Genomic DNA, 15,853 nt, shown 5'->3' on the forward strand with positions numbered 1-15,853 from the left:
CATGCCAATCGATGTAGACGTCGCGCTGGCTGCCGAGCTAGAGCCCATCGAATTCTCTTGGACCAGTAGCGATATCCAGCTCTATCACCTTGGGCTGGGCGCGGGCGCCGACCCCATGGACGCACGCGAGCTGCGCTATCTGATCGACGACACCCCGCAGGTGCTGCCGACGTTCGGCAACGTCGCGGCCTCCTTTCACATGACCAAGCCTCCGACGGTGCAGTTCCCGGGCATCGACATCGAGCTGAGCAAGGTGCTGCACGCCAGCGAGCGGATCGAAGTACCCGGGCCGCTGCCGGCGTCGGGTTCCGCCACGGCCGTCACCCGGTTCACCGATATCTGGGACAAGGGCAAGGCCGCGGTGATCTGGAGCGAGACGACGGCGTCGGCGCCGGATGGCACCGTGCTGTGGACGCAGCGCCGCTCGATCTTCGCCCGCGGTGAAGGCGGATTCGGTGGCGAGCGTGGGCCTTCAGGGGGTGGGTCGTCGGACGGAGCGCCCGATCGGGCTCCCGACCTCGAGGTCGACGTGCCGATCCTGCCCCAGCAGGCATTGCTGTACCGGCTCTGCGGCGACCGCAATCCACTGCACTCTGATCCCGAATTCGCCGCTGCTGCAGGATTTTCCCAGCCGATCCTGCATGGGTTGTGCACCTACGGCATGACGTGTAAGGCCATCACCGACGCGCTGCTGGACGGCGACGCGAAGGCCGTGGCCGCTTACGGCGCGCGCTTTGCCGGTGTGGCATTCCCCGGCGAAACGCTCAGGGTCGGCATCTGGAAGGACGACAACCGCTTCCTGGCCAGCGTCGTTGCGCCGTCGCGTGACAACGCGGTGGTGCTCAGCGGCGTCGAGCTCGTCCCCGCGTAGACGCTTGTTCGTCGAACGCGCGGCTAGCCGCACTCTCGTGCTCGAACGCGCGGCTAGCTGTACGTTCGGCGCGCACGAGCCGCGCGAACCCGGCGAACGATGGCGGGCGGACGATCTCCCGCCACCACGCGGACCACGATCCAGCCGAGGCGCTCCAGAGCTTCCAATCGGCGGATGTCTCGCGTGTACTGCCATCGATCATTCCGATGTTGTTCGCCGTCGTATTCGACTGCGACCTTGACGTCCTCCCAGCCCATATCGAGATAGGCGGCGAAGTTGCCACATTCGTCGAGCACCGGAATCTGCGTATGTGGTCGCGGCAAGCCGGCCTGAATCAAGACAATACGAAGCCACGACTCCCTGGGTGACTGCGAGCCCGCGTCAAAAAGGGCCGCCGCCTTCCGTGCTTGCACGATTCCGCGGCGTCCCGGATACCTCTTAGCGAGCAACTCGACATCCGCCGCCTTGACCTCAGCTGCTCTCGCCAATGCGTCGATACCAGCCACAGCAGTCGTGGTCGGGTACCAACACCCAAGGTCGAGAGCTGTCCTCGCGGGCGATGTCACCGCGACGCCGTCGATCACCTCGGCTTCGTCCGCATCGACGACGTCGCCGTGCATCTGGATTCCCGGCACCGGGTGGCGATGGATGTGAATCAACTCCACCACTTTGTGGTCGTCGACCCATTTGCTGCCGTGCAGCGCTGCCGCAGAGAAACCCGCCACCACTGCGCGCCGTCCGCTCCACAGCCACCCGGCCTTCGCCCGCAGGACAGACGTGACTTCAGTGTCGGGATCGACGTAGACGTCTCGGAATAGTCGCCGATAACGCCTATTCAACTGGCTCTTGGTCAAAGTACCGAGGGCGATTGCCTCAGTGCCGACGAACGGCTCACCCATCGGGGCAGCGTCGCATGCCGTACTGCCTACGTCACTTCAGTCGACGAGCGCGCGGCCAGCTTCGCGTTCAGCGTCGAACGCGCGGCTAGCCGCGCGCTCGACGGGCGGGGCGCAAAAAGGCAAGCTAGCCGAGGATCAGTCCGGAGGTGGGCACGCCGGTTCCTGCGGTGACGAGCACGTGCTCGACGTCGGGCACCGGGTTCACCGAGGTACCCCGCAGTTGCCGCACACCCTCCGCGATGCCGTTCATGCCGTGGATGTAGGCCTCGCCGAGTTGGCCGCCGTGGGTGTTGATGGGCAGCCGTCCGCCGATCTCGACAGCACCGTCGGCGATGAACTCCTTGGCCTCACCCTTGCCGCAGAAACCCAACTCCTCCAACTGAATCAGGGTGAACGGCGTGAAGTGGTCGTAAATCACCGCGGTTTGGATGTCGGCCGGCGAGAGGCCTGACTGCTGCCACAACTGTTGGCCCACCACACCCATCTCGGGCAGACCCAGTTCCGGCCGGTAGTAGCTGACCATCGTGTACTGGTCGGGGCTGGAGCCTTGCGACGCCGCCTCGATCACCGCGGGGCGTTGTTTGAGATCTTTCGCCCGCTCCACCGACGTCACCACGATCGCGACCGCGCCGTCGGTCTCCTGGCAGCAGTCCAGCAGCCGCAGCGGCTCGGCAATCCACCGCGAATTCTGGTGTTCCTCAATGGTGATCGGCTTCTCGTAGAAGTAAGCCTTGGGGTTCTTGGCGGCGTGCCTGCGGTCGGCCACCGAGATGGCGCCGAAGTCACGGCTGGTCGCCCCGGACCAGTGCATGTAACGCTGAGCGATCATCGCGACCTGCGCGGCCGGCGTCGACAGCCCGTGCGGATATGAGAAGGAATTGTCGGCCGCCGTCGAATCAGCTTGCACGCCAGCACTTCCCGCTAAGCGAGTCTGCACCTGGCCGAACCGCATACCCGACCGCTCGTTGAATGCCCGGTACGCCACCACGACGTCGGCCACACCGGTGGCGACGGCCATCGCCGCGTGCAACACGGTCCCGCACGCGGCACCCCCGCCGTATCCCGTCTGGGCAAAGAACTTCAGGTCCCCGATGCCGACCGCCCGCGCTACCGCGGTCTCGTTGTTGGTGTCCATCGTGAAGGTGGTCAGCCCGTCGACGTCGGCAGGGCTCAGGCCCGCGTCATCGAGAGCGGCGAGCACCGCTTCGGCGGCCAGTCGCAGCTCGCTTCGACCGGAGTTCTTCGAGAAGTCGGTCGCACCGATACCGACGATGGCCGCCTTACCCGACAGGGGGCCCCTCCCGCTTGCGAGGGACATTAGACGTCCCCGATCGTGAATGTGGCCGTTGCGATGACATGGTCGCCAAGGCTGTTGCGGCCAAACACTTTCACTGTGATCAACCCGTTCTCGACCGCGGTCACCTCACCGGAGAAGGTGATCGTGTCGTACGCGTACCACGGCACCCCCAGTCGCAGCCCGATCGACTTGATCAGCGCCGACGGCCCGGCCCAGTCGGTGATAAAGCGCTGCACCAGCCCGGTGTCGGTGAGGATGTTGACGAAGATGTCCTTGGATCCCTTGGCCTGCGCCTTGTCCCGGTCGTGGTGCACATCCTGGTAGTCCCGGGTCGCAATGGCTGTCGAGATGATGAACGTGGGGTCGCCGTAGATCTTGAGTTCGGGCAGCGTCGTGCCCTTTTGGATTTGCGGAGCCGCCTTGGCGGCGACATCCGACCCAGGTGCGCTCATGCCTCCGGCTCCCAGGCGCACAGTGTCCACTCCGGTCCGGAATCGCCGGCCGGGAAGTCGATATAGGTTGCGCGAACCGGCATTCCGATCGTCACGTCGGCGTGATCGACGTTGCGCAGCTCACCCAGCATGCGCACGCCTTCCTCGAGCTCGACCAAGGCGATCACGAAGGGCAGCGTGCGGCCCGGCACCTTGGGCGCGTGGTGCACGACGAAGCTGTACACCGTGCCCTTCCCGGCAGCCACCACATAATCGATCGGCTGTTCTTTGTCCTGCCACACCGCCGGTACCGGTGGGTGCTGCAAGCTACCGTCGGGCCGCCGCTGGACACGCAGCTCGTGCGCTGCGACACCCTCCCAGAAGAAGGCGGTGTCGCGCGACAACGCGGGACGCATCATGGCGTCCGGATCCAGATCTGCGGGCACCGCAGCCGGCGCCGCGTCATCCGAGGATTCGCGAGGTTTGAATTTCAGTATGCGCCATGCCATCTCGGCGACATCCTCGTCACCGACACGCCAGGTGATGTGCTGGTTGATGAACCAGCCCTCACCGAGCGCGGTCTGCTTCGGGCCGACCACGTCGCGCATCTCGGAAGCGATGCTGACCTGCTCGCCGGGCCGCAGATACCGGTGATAGGTCTGCTCGCAGTTGGTGGCCACCACGCCGACGTACCCGGCGCGGTCGAACAGCTCCATCAGCGGACCCATGGGATCGTCGGTTGGACGCTCGCCGCCCAGGCCGAACATGGTCCATACCTGAATCATTGCCGGTGGGGCGACAATTCCCGGATGTCCGGCCGCGCGGGCGGCGGCCTCGTCCGTGTAGATGGGGTTGCGGTCCCCGAGCGCTTCCACCCACGTCTTGATCGTCGGCTCGTTCACCGGATCCCTGGCGTCGCGCTGCTTGGCGACAACAGTGGACGTGATTTCCGCGATCGACTCCCGGATATCGGTCATCGAGGCACCCTCGGCACTTTGAGGCCGGACGCCGCGATCATTTCACGCATAACCTCGTTCACGCCTCCACCGAAGGTAATCACCAAATTGCGCTTGGTTTGCGAGTCGAGCCACTCCAGCAGCTCGGCGGTGTCGGACTCGGCCGGGTTACCGTATTTGCCGACGATCTCCTCGGCGAGCCGACCGATGTACTGAATGCTCTCGGTACCAAAGACTTTCGTCGACGCGGCATCGGCCACGTTGATGTCCTCACCGGCGGCGGCGACCTGCCAGTTGAGTAGCTCGTTGATGCGCCACATCGAGTAGATCTCACCCAGCGCGCGCTTGACGTCGGCGTGATCGACCGGCGTGACGCCGTCGCCACCCGGCTTGGATGCCCAGGCGTGCAACCGGTCGTAGATCCCGGCGGTGCGGCCCGCGGGACCGAGCATCACGCGCTCATTGTTGAGTTGCGTGGTGATCAGCCGCCATCCGCCGTTCTCCTCGCCGACCAGCATGTCGGCGGGCACCCGCACATCGTTGTAGTAGGTGGCGTTGGTGTGGTGGGCGCCGTCGGACAGGATGATCGGAGTCCAGGAGTAGCCGGGGTCCTTGGTGTCGACGATCAGGATCGAAATGCCCTTGTGCTTAACGGCTTCCGGGTCGGTGCGGCAGGCCAGCCAGATGTAGTCGGCATCGTGGGCACCGGTGGTGAAGATTTTCTGACCGTTGACGATGTATTCGTCGCCGTGGCGCACCGCCGTGGTCCGCAGGGATGCCAGGTCGGTGCCGGCTTCCGGTTCGGTATAGCCGATAGCGAAGTGCACCTCGCCGGCGAGGATGGAAGGCAGGAACTTCTTCTTCTGCAGCTCGCTGCCGTATTGCTGCAGGGTGGGTCCGACCGTCTGCAGCGTCACCGCGGGCAGTGGCACGTCGGCCCGGTGCGCCTCGTTGACGAAGATCGACTGCTCGATCGGGCCGAAGCCGTGGCCGCCGAACTCCTTTGGCCAACCCACGCCGAGCTTGCCGTCCTGGCCCATCCGCCGGATCACCGCGCGATAGGCCTCGTTGTGACGGTCGGACTCCATCGCCTTCGCCTCGTCGGGCGAAATCAGATTCGAGAAGTATTCGCGCAGCTCGGCTTGCAGCTGACGCTGCTCCGGGGTCAGATCTATGAACATTGCGCTCCCACCAGGTCTAGACGATGAGAGGACCCACCCAGCAACCGGGACAGGTCCTTGATCGTGGAGTAGTACCGGTGCATGGGGTAGGTGATGTCCATCCCCATACCGCCGTGCAGGTGATGGCAGATTTGCATCACCGGCGGGGCCTGCGACGTGATCCAGTACCCGAGCACATCGAGATCGGCCCGCAACTGGGGGGCGGGCTCGCCCCCCAAGGACAGGCGCCAAACGACCGACTTCGCCGCCAAATCGATGGTGCGCGAAGCGATGTAGACCTCGGCGAGCTGTGCCGCCACGGTCTGAAAGGTCGACAGCGGCTTGCCGAACTGCTTGCGCCCGGCCACGTAATCCGCGGTCAGCCGCAGCGCCCCGGCCACCAGTCCATCGGTGAAGGCGCCGATCGCCGCCAACGCCAGCTCGTTGACCCGGCGCGCGGCGGCGCCGGCCAATACGTCGGTGTCGGGAACCGCGACAGCGGCAAACGTCACCGTGTACTCATCGGAGCCATTCGACGTCGGGGTGCGAACCAGCTCCACACCGTCGGCCGTCGGCGACACCACGACGACCGCACTGTCGGCCGTCACGATGATCCAATCCGCTTGTTCGGCGTACGCGACACCGACTTTGGTGCCCGTCAACCGCCCGTCGGCGAAGGTGGTGGCGGGCCGGTCGGGCAGCGCCGAACCGGGCTCGTTGAGCGCCGCGGTCAGCACCCCGCCATCGGCCCCCTTGACCAGGCCCGCCAAGAACCGGTCCTGTTGGTCATCGGAGGCCAGATCCACCAGCGGCAGCACGCCGAAGCCCAGCGTGGCCAGGGCCGGCGTGATCGCACCGTGGCGCCCCACCTCGGTCAGCACCGTGGCGACCTCGGGGAGACCGACGCCGTCGCCGCCGAGACGTTCGGGCACCGGTAGCGCCGTCACCCCCCCGCGGACGAGTGCGTCCCACGTCAAATCCCGTTCCAGCACGGACGTGACAACGTCAGCGACGGCCTGCTGCGTTGCAGTGAGATCGAAATCCATTAGGAATTAACCGCGCTCTTTCCCGTGTAGTCGACCTGCCAGTGCTTGATGCCGTTGAGCCACCCTGACCGTAGTCGCTCGGGCTCGCCAACCGACTTGATGTCCGGCATCTGGTCGGCGACCGCGTTGAAGATGAGGTTGATGGTCATGCGGGCCAGGTTCGCGCCGATGCAGTAGTGGGCGCCGGTGCCGCCGAAACCGACGTGCGGATTCGGGTCGCGCAGGATGTTGAAGGTGTGCGGGTCCTCGAAGACCTCTTCGTCGAAGTTGGCCGAGCGGTAGGACATCACGGCCCGCTGGCCCTGCTTGATCAACACGCCACCCAACTCGATGTCCTCGTTGGCGGTGCGCTGGAATGCCGATACCGGGGTGGCCCATCGGATGATCTCGTCGGCGGTGGTGGCCGGGCGCTCCCTCTTGAAGAGCTCCCACTGATCGGGGTTGTTCGCGAACGCGATCATGCCGTGGGTGATCGAGTTACGCGTGGTCTCGTTGCCCGCCACCGCGAGCATCACCACGAAGAAGCCGAACTCGTCGTCGGAGAGCTTCTCCCCCTCGATGTCGGCCTGGATGAGGGTGGTGACGATGTCGTCGGTGGGGTTCTTGCCCCGCTCCTCGGCCATGGCCATGGCGTACGCAATCAGTTCCATCGACGACTGCGCGGGATCGACGGTGGCGTACTCGGGGTCGGTGCCGCCGGTCATCTCGTTGGACCAGCGGAAGAGCTTGTCGCGATCCTCCTGGGGAACACCGAGCAGGCCCGCGATGGCTTGTAGCGGCAGCTCGCACGACACCTGCTCGACGAAGTCGCCGGTCCCCTCGGTCGCCGCGGTCTTGGCGATGTTTTCGGCGCGCTGGGCCAGTTCGGCTTCCAGCCGGCCGATGGCCCGTGGGGTGAACCCGCGGGAGATGATCTTGCGCAGCCGGGTGTGGTGGGGCGCGTCCATGTTCAGCATGACGCTGCGCTGCAACTCGACCTGCTCGCGCTTCATCTCCGGCGGCCAGGTCGGGATGGCACCGTTCAGCCAGCTCGAGAAGACGTCGCTGCGGCGCGATACCTCCTTGACGTCGGCGTGCTTGGTGACGATCCAGTAGCCGTTGTCCTCGAAGCCGCCCGAGCCGCCCGGGATGTCGACCCAGTGGATCGGCTCCGCCTTGCGCAGCTGGGCAAGCTCCTCGACGGGCAGCCCGGCGAGGTTGACGTCGGGGTCAAGGAAGTCGAAGTCGGAGGGAATGTTGGCGGGTGCCATGTGTATGCGCTCCTCAATTGCAACGTGTTCTAGTGCCAGTAAAACACGGCTCCTGCGCAGATAAAAGGCAGGTCACCATCCTCGCTTGTCAGAGTAATGAAACGTGTTCTAGCCTGACGGAATGGGTAACCCTGTCATCGTCGAAGCCACTCGTAGTCCCATCGGTAAGCGGAACGGGTGGCTATCTGGTCTGCACGCCACCGAGTTGTTGGGGGCCACGCAGAAGGCGCTCGTGGAGAAGGCCGGCATCAACGCCGGCGAGGTCGAGCAGATCATCGGCGGCTGCGTCACGCAGTACGGCGAGCAGTCCAACAACATCACCCGGGTGAGCTGGCTCGTCGCCGGGCTGCCGGACCACGTGGGCGCCGCGACCGTGGACTGCCAGTGCGGCAGCAGCCAGCAGGCCAACGGCCTGATCGCGGGCCTGATCGCGGCGGGTGCGATCGACGTCGGCATCGCGTGCGGTATCGAGGCGATGAGCCGCGTCGGGCTGGGCGCCAACGCCGGCCCCGATCGCGGGATCCTGCGCCCCGAGTCGTGGGACATCGACCTGCCCGACCAGTTCACCGCCGCCGAGCGGATCGCCAAGCGTCGCGGCATCACCCGCGAGGACATCGACCAGTTCGGCTTCGACTCGCAGCGAAAGGCCAAGCAGGCATGGGCCGAGGGCCGGTTCGACCGCGAGATCAGTGGCATCGAGGCGCCCGTGCTCGACGAGCAGAAGCAGCCGACGAGCGACCGTCATGTCGTCACTCGTGACCAGGGCCTGCGCGACACCACGCTGGAAGGCCTCGCCTCGCTGAAGCCGGTGCTGGAGGGCGGGATCCACACGGCGGGTACGTCGTCGCAGATCTCCGACGGTGCGGCGGCCGTGCTGTGGATGGACGAGGACAAAGCCAAGGCACTGGGGCTGAAACCGCGAGCCCGGATCATCAGCCAGGCACTGATCGGTGCGGAGCCGTACTACCATCTGGACGGCCCCGTGCAGTCGACCGCCAAGGTGCTCGAGAAGGCCGGCATGAAGATGGGCGACATCGACATCACGGAGATCAACGAGGCCTTCGCGTCGGTGGTGCTGTCCTGGGCGCGGGTGCACAATCCCGACATGGACAAGGTCAACGTCAACGGCGGCGCGATCGCGTTGGGCCACCCGGTGGGCAGCACCGGCAGCCGGCTGATCACCACCGCATTGCACGAGCTGGAGCGCACCGATCAGAGCACCGCACTGATCACCATGTGTGCCGGTGGCGCGCTGTCCACCGGCACCATCATCGAGCGCATCTAGCATCGGCAGTGCTCGTCCCCGAGGAGAACCGCATCGCCGCGGCGCAGGCATACATCGACGCCCTTGTCAGCCATGTCGGCGACACGGTTCCGTTCGCGGTCGGGTGCACCCGGACCGAGCAGGGTATCAAGAACGGCTTTTCCGGAAACCACTTGCGGCGCAGCCTCAATCGCGGACCCCAGTACCGATTGCTCGCGGAGACGACACCGCCGGACTATTCCATCGCCGGCGACGAGGTGCATGCCACTTACCAGGTGCTGACCAAGGCGGCGCTCGGCGGCCGGCGCCTGGCCGCGCGGGTTGACGAAACGTTCGTGATCCCCGCCGAAAGTCCAAGCGGCCAAGCAGAAATCCACCACATCACGGTCCGGTTTCACCCCTTCATTCAGCGCTAGGGACACGTCATGGAAAAACCGAAATCACTCAATTCCCCGGTGGTCGGCTTCTTCATCAAGTGGATGTCGAAGGGCAACACCTGGATCTATAAGCGCAGCAACGGAAAGCTCGGCGGCACTTTCCAGAAGGCGCCGGTCGCGTTGCTGACCACCACCGGCCGCAAGACCGGTGAACCACGGGTGAGCCCGCTGCTCTACCTGCGCGAGGGCAACCGCGTCATCCTGGTGGCCTCCCGGGGCGGCAGCGACAAGCATCCGCTGTGGTACCTCAACCTCAAGGCCAATCCCAAAGTGTCCGTGCAGATTAAGGACGAGGTGCTGCAGCTTCAGGCGCGTGACGCCACCGAGGCGGAGCGCCAGGAGTACTGGCCGAAGTTGGACGCCATGTACCCGTCGTTCGGCGACTACCGGTCGTGGACGGATCGGGTGATCCCGGTCGTGATCTGCGACCCGGTGGGCTAACGGCGAATCAGATACGCAGCAGGCCCGACAACCTGCCGAGCCGGTCCAGACTTGCGCTGTTGAGACCGGTCAGACGAACAGATTTGCCCCGGGACCGGTATTTGTGACGAATCGTGTCGAGGGCAGCCACCGAGGACGCGTCCCATACCACCGCGCCCGACATATCGATCACCACGTCGTCGGGGTCATTCGCGTAATCGAATTGGTGGACAAGATCATTGCTCGACGCGAAGAAGAGTTCGCCGTGCACGCGGTAGGTGCGAGTGCCGGCATCGGAATCCCCGCGCCCGGAGGTGGGCTCGACCGACGTGAAGTGGGCGACGCGGCGGACGAAGGCCACAACGGCGGTAAGCACTCCCAACGACACTCCGACGGCCAGATTACTGGTGGCCACCGTGCCGGCGACGGTGATGGCCATGATGAGGATTTCGCTGCCCGGCAAGACTTTCAGTGTGCGGGGGGAGATGCTGTGCCAGTCGAAAGTGGCCGCCGATACGACGACCATGACCGCTACCAAGGCGGCCATCGGTATCCGGCCGACCACATCTCCCAGCGAGACCACCAGCACGAAGACGAATATCCCGGTCAACAAGGTGGACAGTCGAGTTCGTGCACCGGCGACCTTGACGTTCATCATCGTCTGGCCGATCACGGCACACCCGCCCATACCGCCGAAGATTCCGGTGATCACGTTAGCCATCCCTTGGCCCCAGGCTTCGCGTGTCTTGTTCGACGGGCTGTCCGTGATGTCGTCGACGAGTTTTGCGGTCATCAGTGATTCGAGGAGTCCGACTAGCGCCGCGCCGAACGCGTAGGGCGCGACGGTCTTCAGCGTTCCAAGTGTCAAAGGAACATGGGGCAAGCCGGGCAGCGGCAGCGAATTCGGCAGTGCGCCTTGATCACCCACGTCAGGAACATGCCAGCCAAACAGCATCACCGCTGCGGTGAGCAACAGCACGACCACCAGCGGTGCCGGCACAGCGGTGGTCAGCTTCGGCAGCGTGACCATCACGAGAATGCCGACCAACGTGAGCGGATAGACCAGCCACGGCACGCCGAACAGATGTGGTAATTGCGATACGAGAACGAGAATGGCGAGCGCGTTGACGAACCCGGTCATCACGCTGCGGGGGATGAACCGGATGAGCTTGGCGACGCCGGCGAACGCGAGGGCCATCTGGATGATGCCCGCGAGGATGATCGTGGCCACCAAGTAACCCACTCCGTGATCGCGGGCGACGGGAGCGACCACCAATGCGACCGCGGCGGTGGCGGCAGAGATCATCGCGGGCCGGCCGCCGGCGAACGCGATGGTGACGGCCATGGTGACCGAGGAGAACAACCCCACCCGCGGATCGACGCCGGCGATGACTGAGAACGCGATCGCTTCTGGAATCAGCGCGAGCGCGACGACGAGACCGGCAAGCACCTCGGTGCGCAGCATGGTCGTGGACAGCAGCGGGTAGCCGGATGACCTGGCGACACCCGCGGCGCGCAGACGAAGGCCGGGCATAGTGATACTCATCGAATCTCCTTGATGGGGAAGCGGTTTAGCTATTGGTCGAAGACTGGCGCGGTGGCGATCAATTACGCCGTTTCGGCCTGACGGTGTCCGAGGAACTCGAGGATGGCGCGGCGCCGTTGCTGATAAGGTTCTTCGAACTGGGCCTCGGCGTTGCGTGGCGTGTCGATGATGACGATGTCGGCGACGGTCGCCGGCCGATGGCTCAGCAACACCACCCGGTCGGCGAGCAGCAGCGCTTCGTCGACATCGTGCGTGACAAACAGGATGGTCATCTTCTGGGTCTCCCAGACGGACATCAGCAGCCCCTGCATCTCGCGCCGGGTCTGTGCGTCCAGTGCGCCGAAAGGCTCGTCCATCAGCATCACCCGTGGCTCGCAGGCCAGAGTTCGCGCCAATTGCACGCGCTGGCGCATGCCCCCCGAGAGCTGGCTGGGCAGGTGGTCGAGGTAAGCGGCCAGCCCAACTTGTTCCAATCGTGCGGTTGCCGCCGCCTTGAGTTCCTTGCCGCGAAGACCCCGGAGTTTGAGCGGATACTGCACGTTCTTCAGTGCGGTGCGCCAGGGAAACAGTGCGTCCTCTTGGAACACCATCGCGCATTGGGCCGCATTGCCGGTGACCGGTGCGCCGTCTACCGTGGCCGTGCCGCTGATCGGCGTGAGCAACCCGGCCAGTGCGCGCAAGACGGTCGACTTGCCGCATCCCGAAGGGCCCAGAAAGACGACCACCTCGCCGGGGCGCACGGTCAGGGAGATGTTGGCGGCGACAACACCGTTGAAGCCGACTTTCAACTCCTCGAGAGTGACTGCGCCCGTGCTCATCCGGTGGCTCTCGGCAGCCAGTGATTCACCCGGCGACCCATGCGCTCGACAAGCCACGCGGTGATAAGACCAAGAGCGCCAATGGAAATCATGCCGACCACGACACCCGAATAGTCGAGCAAGCCGTACGACTGCCACGTGTAGTAGCCGATGCCGAACTGTCCGGAAATCATCTCCGCACTGACGACGCAGATCCAGGCGACACCCATGGCCACCGACAGCCCGGCGAAGATCCCCGGCAAGGCGCCCGGCAGTACGACGTGAAACAGCAGCGATACGCGGCCGGCTCCCATGGTCCTGGCGGCGTCCTCCCACACCTTGGGCAGTGCATCCGTCGCGTGAATTGTGCTGACCACAACCGGAAAGAACGCGGCGAAGAAGGTGATGAAGACGATCCCCTGCTCGCTGGAGGGAAACAGCAGTATCGTCAACGGCACCAGTGCGATCGCGGGGATGGGCCGGATCAGCTCGATGAACGGCCGCAGCGCCATTCTCGCGATGCCCGAGCGGCCCACCAGGATTCCCAGCCCGATGCCGATCACCGCCGCCAGGCCGAAGCCGAGCAGTATTCGTTGCAAGCTCGCCAATAGGTCGTCATAGTAGGTGCCGCTGCTCACCCGGGCGAGCAACGCCTCCAGCACGGTCGCCGGGGCCGGCATCCGGTTGAACCGCAACCAGGCGACGACGTTATGGGCGGTCAGCAAGTGCCACATCGCGACAAAGGTGGCGATGGGGATCATCGGCAGCACCACCGCGGCCGCGCGCCGCCGGACCGCGTGGGGCACGCGGACAATCGACCGCTGCGGTCCCGGCTTTGCCTTCCAACCGGCCGGAACCGAAAGCTTTGGTAAAGCGGGTGCGGTCATGGTCTGAGTCATGGATTTCCTTTCCGTGAGGGGAAGTTCGGGTGTGGTGGCGGGCTAGCCGGTGGCAAGGGACCTGGCCACGGCGGCCGGGTAAGTGATGGCACTGGACTGCGGGTGTTGTCGCCGGTACACGCTGGCACCCTCCGCGGTGGCGAATGGCTTGTACCGCTGAATCGGTGGTGCTACTGGGTCGTACAGCCAGACCGCATGATCGGCGAAGATCCTGACAGCCGTGAAGGTGTCCGGCACGTACGACACCCGCACCGATTTCGTGCCGGCAACCCGGCGAAGCAGGCAGGTCGGAGTCGCAGCTGCCGTCGTCTGGACGGCGCCCCGCACCCACAGTTCGGACGCCTGGGCCGGATCATCGACCGGCTGCTGACACAGGTCGTCGATCCCGCTCAACGCTGTCGGGTTGGCGACTTCGTCACGGCGACGCTCGTAGTCGGTGCCGGACAGTTGCCGCAGGTAACTGTCATTGACGAAGGTGCTGATCTCGAAGTCCCGATTCACCGAACCGCGAGCCACCAGAAAGTCCTTGATCTGCTGGAAGGCCGCTAAGAACTGCTTTTTCAGCGTCATGTCGAACGTCACTAGTCCGTTGGGGCCGTTGTAGAGATAAACCACCTCGGGTTCGATCCCGGTGAGTTCACCGACTCGCAAAGCGGCCTTCAACGGGTTGGCGATGATGTAGTCGGTCGTGGCCTTCATCGCACGCATGAACGCGGCCATCACTTCCGGCTGGCTATCGGCGAATTGCCGCCGCACGACGACGCCGTGGAAAGTAGGTACTTCATTGTCGCCGCCGTCGTAGAGCAGTCTGCCCTGATTGCGGTAGATCACCAGTTGCGGCCAGGGAACGAACTGTGCCAGCGCGTCGACCTGCTTGCCGTCGATAGCCGATGCGCCGACCGACGGATCCTGGTTCACGATGTGCACGGAATTCTTGACGATCCCGTTGCGCTGCAGCGCCGTTGAGAACATTCCGTCACCCGCCGATCCGAGGCTGGTAGACGCCTTGCGCCCCACCAGGTCGGCAAGCGTGTGCGCCGTGGAATCCGAGCGGACGACAACCTGATTCAACGATCCGCGCAAGTTGTAGCCGGTGACGGCGATCATTTCCGTGGCGGCGTCGCTGTACTTCTTCGTCTTGGACCCGTTGGTGAGCAGCGGGTAGTCGCCCATCGACCCGATGTCGACGTGGGTCGCGATCATCTGCGCGGTAAGCGGTGCGCCGGAAGCGAAGTCTTGCCAGACGACGCGGTACTTCTTGTGGTTACTTGCGCCCAGCGCCTTGAGAGCATTCTCGAAATCGCCGCGGTCGCGCAGCAGTGTTCCGGCGTTGACGGTGTTGATGGTCTTCGACTGGTAGCCAACATTAACGACGACAGTGGGCTCGCCGAGTAACCCGCAGCCTGCGAGTAGTTGGGTGGCGCCGACCGCCACGGCAAACAGCAGCGCCATCGACCGAACGCGCCATTTCGGCCGCGGGCCGACGGCCCGGCGGAACAACGAGGTTGCTCCCTGCGGGGCACTGATGGCGACGTCGTACATACCGACCAGGGTCGGTGTCTTCTGTTACCTCGCTGTCATCCGAGGTTGCGGAGCAGTTACGCCATGGGGCGGTCACCAGCGGCGGTGGTCAACGCGGCGACGGAGCGCGTCCCGCCAGCAAGCACACGCAGGCCATCTGACGCGAGCAGTTTCGGCACGGCGGAAGTGAAGACTCCGTTACGCCACCAGCGACTCCGTAGCGAAATGTCCTCGCGTGGGGAAACGCTGGTGGGTGTGGAGATAGCGAACTCAACAACGCCGACTTCTGCGCCGGTCGACGCGCGGCCCGGCGAGCCCGATTATCGGTTCACCCTGGCCAACGAACGCACATTCCTGGCCTGGCAGCGCACCTCGCTCGGGTTGCTGGCCGCGTCCGTGGCTGTCGTGCAATTCATGCCTCAGTTGCCGGTCCCTGGCATGCGCCACGCGCTGGGCGTGATGGTCGGCATGCTCGCAGTGCTGACGGCGGCGACCGGTCTGGGCCGGTGGACACAGGCTGATCGGGCCATCCGCCGGGGCCGGCCCCTGCCGCGGTTCACCGCTCCGATCTGGCTGGCGTGGGGTTTGGTCACGATCGGGATGGTGACGGTGTCGTTGACGCTCGTGGCCGCCGCGAACAGCTGATGCCCCGCGAAGAGGTGACCCGAGACCCGGGCTTGCAGCCCGAGCGGACTGCGCTCGCGTGGACACGTACGGCATTGGCCGGATCGACGGCGGGCGCGGTGATTGTGCTGCGGGACCGCGACGTTGCCAGTCTCTTGCATAGCCCGGCTCGTCTTTGTATCGGCGGCACGGCCATCGTGGTTGCCCTGTGTACGTTCGGCCTCGGGTGGCGCCGTCGCCGACAGTTAGCGGCGCAGTCCCATCCACCAGCCGCTCCCGCTCGACGGGACATCATCGGCGTCGCAGTTGCGGTGACCTTGTTGTCAACGCTGGTCTTGCTGTACCTGTTGATTGCGTTGAGCTGAGTGTAAAGGCTTCGGCACCAGAGGTTTTCGAAAGCCGGCGCCGCCCCCGTCGCTGGGGGCGGCGCCATTG

Annotated in this window: 17 protein-coding genes; 6 read left to right on the forward strand and 11 right to left on the reverse strand. The window is 65.0% G+C overall.

Annotated features, from left to right (window positions below; translation table 11 throughout):
- Window position 1: 1 nt before the first annotated feature.
- The gene (locus OK015_RS27385) at window positions 2-871 is read left to right on the forward strand and encodes a MaoC/PaaZ C-terminal domain-containing protein (protein WP_268127950.1); all 870 of its coding nucleotides are present in this window, start codon (window positions 2-4) and stop codon (window positions 869-871) included.
- Window positions 872-924: 53 nt separating this feature from the next.
- Here OK015_RS27385 and OK015_RS27390 read toward each other — a convergent pair whose 3' ends face one another.
- From OK015_RS27390 to OK015_RS27420, 7 genes are all read right to left on the reverse strand, one after another.
- Window positions 925-1,770, reverse strand: a complete 846-nt coding sequence (locus OK015_RS27390; RefSeq protein WP_268127953.1) for a DUF559 domain-containing protein — start codon at window positions 1,768-1,770, stop codon at window positions 925-927.
- A 124-nt stretch (window positions 1,771-1,894) separates the two neighbouring features.
- Window positions 1,895-3,088 carry a lipid-transfer protein gene (locus tag OK015_RS27395; protein WP_268127955.1) on the reverse strand — a complete coding sequence of 398 codons (1,194 nt, stop codon included), beginning with the start codon at window positions 3,086-3,088 and terminating at the stop codon, window positions 1,895-1,897.
- The gene (locus OK015_RS27400) at window positions 3,088-3,519 is read right to left on the reverse strand and encodes a MaoC family dehydratase (RefSeq protein WP_268127957.1); all 432 of its coding nucleotides are present in this window, start codon (window positions 3,517-3,519) and stop codon (window positions 3,088-3,090) included. The genes OK015_RS27395 and OK015_RS27400 overlap by 1 nt, the downstream gene beginning before the upstream one ends.
- On the reverse strand, window positions 3,516-4,475 hold the full coding sequence (locus tag OK015_RS27405) for a bifunctional MaoC family dehydratase N-terminal/OB-fold nucleic acid binding domain-containing protein (protein ID WP_268127959.1): 960 nt from the start codon (window positions 4,473-4,475) through the stop codon (window positions 3,516-3,518). The genes OK015_RS27400 and OK015_RS27405 overlap by 4 nt, the downstream gene beginning before the upstream one ends.
- Entirely contained in the window at window positions 4,472-5,635 is a 1,164-nt protein-coding gene (gene fadE29, locus OK015_RS27410) for an acyl-CoA dehydrogenase FadE29 (RefSeq protein ID WP_268127961.1), read from the reverse strand. The genes OK015_RS27405 and fadE29 overlap by 4 nt, the downstream gene beginning before the upstream one ends.
- Window positions 5,626-6,660, reverse strand: a complete 1,035-nt coding sequence (locus OK015_RS27415) for an acyl-CoA dehydrogenase family protein (protein ID WP_268127963.1) — start codon at window positions 6,658-6,660, stop codon at window positions 5,626-5,628. Before OK015_RS27415 ends, fadE29 begins: the two co-directional genes overlap by 10 nt.
- Window positions 6,660-7,910 carry a cytochrome P450 gene (locus OK015_RS27420; protein WP_268127965.1) on the reverse strand — a complete coding sequence of 417 codons (1,251 nt, stop codon included), beginning with the start codon at window positions 7,908-7,910 and terminating at the stop codon, window positions 6,660-6,662. The genes OK015_RS27415 and OK015_RS27420 overlap by 1 nt, the downstream gene beginning before the upstream one ends.
- A gap of 121 nt (window positions 7,911-8,031) precedes the next feature.
- On the opposite strand from OK015_RS27420, the gene OK015_RS27425 reads away from it, so the two are divergent.
- Genes OK015_RS27425 through OK015_RS27435 form a run of 3 tightly spaced genes read left to right on the forward strand, consistent with a single transcriptional unit; the run spans window position 8,032 to window position 10,052 of the window.
- The gene (locus tag OK015_RS27425) at window positions 8,032-9,195 is read left to right on the forward strand and encodes a steroid 3-ketoacyl-CoA thiolase (RefSeq protein ID WP_268127967.1); all 1,164 of its coding nucleotides are present in this window, start codon (window positions 8,032-8,034) and stop codon (window positions 9,193-9,195) included.
- 8 nt (window positions 9,196-9,203) lie between these two features.
- On the forward strand, window positions 9,204-9,590 hold the full coding sequence (locus tag OK015_RS27430) for a hypothetical protein (protein WP_268127969.1): 387 nt from the start codon (window positions 9,204-9,206) through the stop codon (window positions 9,588-9,590).
- Between the two features lie 9 nt (window positions 9,591-9,599).
- Window positions 9,600-10,052: a nitroreductase family deazaflavin-dependent oxidoreductase gene (locus OK015_RS27435; RefSeq protein WP_268127971.1), complete on the forward strand. Its 453-nt coding sequence runs from the start codon at window positions 9,600-9,602 to the stop codon at window positions 10,050-10,052.
- Window positions 10,053-10,059: 7 nt separating this feature from the next.
- Here OK015_RS27435 and OK015_RS27440 read toward each other — a convergent pair whose 3' ends face one another.
- From OK015_RS27440 to OK015_RS27455, 4 genes are all read right to left on the reverse strand, one after another.
- Window positions 10,060-11,577 carry a SulP family inorganic anion transporter gene (locus tag OK015_RS27440; RefSeq protein ID WP_268127972.1) on the reverse strand — a complete coding sequence of 506 codons (1,518 nt, stop codon included), beginning with the start codon at window positions 11,575-11,577 and terminating at the stop codon, window positions 10,060-10,062.
- Window positions 11,578-11,639: 62 nt separating this feature from the next.
- The gene (locus OK015_RS27445; RefSeq protein ID WP_268127973.1) at window positions 11,640-12,395 is read right to left on the reverse strand and encodes an ABC transporter ATP-binding protein; all 756 of its coding nucleotides are present in this window, start codon (window positions 12,393-12,395) and stop codon (window positions 11,640-11,642) included.
- A complete protein-coding gene (locus tag OK015_RS27450; RefSeq protein ID WP_268127974.1) occupies window positions 12,392-13,273 on the reverse strand; it encodes an ABC transporter permease in 882 nt (293 codons plus the stop codon). The genes OK015_RS27445 and OK015_RS27450 overlap by 4 nt, the downstream gene beginning before the upstream one ends.
- Window positions 13,274-13,315: 42 nt before the next feature.
- A complete protein-coding gene (locus OK015_RS27455) occupies window positions 13,316-14,815 on the reverse strand; it encodes an ABC transporter substrate-binding protein (RefSeq protein ID WP_268127975.1) in 1,500 nt (499 codons plus the stop codon).
- 240 nt (window positions 14,816-15,055) lie between these two features.
- Between OK015_RS27455 and OK015_RS27460 the strand changes: the two genes are divergently transcribed.
- Window positions 15,056-15,439, forward strand: coding sequence for a YidH family protein (locus OK015_RS27460; protein ID WP_442791333.1), 384 nt, complete (start codon window positions 15,056-15,058; stop codon window positions 15,437-15,439).
- Window positions 15,439-15,783, forward strand: a complete 345-nt coding sequence (locus tag OK015_RS29385; RefSeq protein ID WP_442791173.1) for a DUF202 domain-containing protein — start codon at window positions 15,439-15,441, stop codon at window positions 15,781-15,783. The genes OK015_RS27460 and OK015_RS29385 overlap by 1 nt, the downstream gene beginning before the upstream one ends.
- Window positions 15,784-15,853: the final 70 nt, after the last annotated feature.

This window comes from Mycobacterium sp. Aquia_216 (assembly GCF_026723865.1).
Classification (GTDB): domain Bacteria; phylum Actinomycetota; class Actinomycetes; order Mycobacteriales; family Mycobacteriaceae; genus Mycobacterium.

Excerpts from the sequence above, each read along its gene's own strand:
- OK015_RS27385 (WP_268127950.1), top strand. The coding sequence starts at position 2 with ATGCCAATCGATGTAGACGTCGCGCTGGCTGCCGAGCTAGAGCCCATC.
- OK015_RS27390 (WP_268127953.1), bottom strand. The coding sequence starts at position 1,770 with ATGGGTGAGCCGTTCGTCGGCACTGAGGCAATCGCCCTCGGTACTTTG.
- OK015_RS27395 (WP_268127955.1), bottom strand. The coding sequence starts at position 3,088 with ATGTCCCTCGCAAGCGGGAGGGGCCCCCTGTCGGGTAAGGCGGCCATC.
- OK015_RS27400 (WP_268127957.1), bottom strand. The coding sequence starts at position 3,519 with ATGAGCGCACCTGGGTCGGATGTCGCCGCCAAGGCGGCTCCGCAAATC.
- OK015_RS27405 (WP_268127959.1), bottom strand. The coding sequence starts at position 4,475 with ATGACCGATATCCGGGAGTCGATCGCGGAAATCACGTCCACTGTTGTC.
- fadE29 (WP_268127961.1), bottom strand. The coding sequence starts at position 5,635 with ATGTTCATAGATCTGACCCCGGAGCAGCGTCAGCTGCAAGCCGAGCTG.
- OK015_RS27415 (WP_268127963.1), bottom strand. The coding sequence starts at position 6,660 with ATGGATTTCGATCTCACTGCAACGCAGCAGGCCGTCGCTGACGTTGTC.
- OK015_RS27420 (WP_268127965.1), bottom strand. The coding sequence starts at position 7,910 with ATGGCACCCGCCAACATTCCCTCCGACTTCGACTTCCTTGACCCCGAC.
- OK015_RS27425 (WP_268127967.1), top strand. The coding sequence starts at position 8,032 with ATGGGTAACCCTGTCATCGTCGAAGCCACTCGTAGTCCCATCGGTAAG.
- OK015_RS27435 (WP_268127971.1), top strand. The coding sequence starts at position 9,600 with ATGGAAAAACCGAAATCACTCAATTCCCCGGTGGTCGGCTTCTTCATC.
- OK015_RS27440 (WP_268127972.1), bottom strand. The coding sequence starts at position 11,577 with ATGAGTATCACTATGCCCGGCCTTCGTCTGCGCGCCGCGGGTGTCGCC.
- OK015_RS27445 (WP_268127973.1), bottom strand. The coding sequence starts at position 12,395 with ATGAGCACGGGCGCAGTCACTCTCGAGGAGTTGAAAGTCGGCTTCAAC.
- OK015_RS27450 (WP_268127974.1), bottom strand. The coding sequence starts at position 13,273 with ATGACTCAGACCATGACCGCACCCGCTTTACCAAAGCTTTCGGTTCCG.
- OK015_RS27455 (WP_268127975.1), bottom strand. The coding sequence starts at position 14,815 with ATGTACGACGTCGCCATCAGTGCCCCGCAGGGAGCAACCTCGTTGTTC.
- OK015_RS29385 (WP_442791173.1), top strand. The coding sequence starts at position 15,439 with ATGCCCCGCGAAGAGGTGACCCGAGACCCGGGCTTGCAGCCCGAGCGG.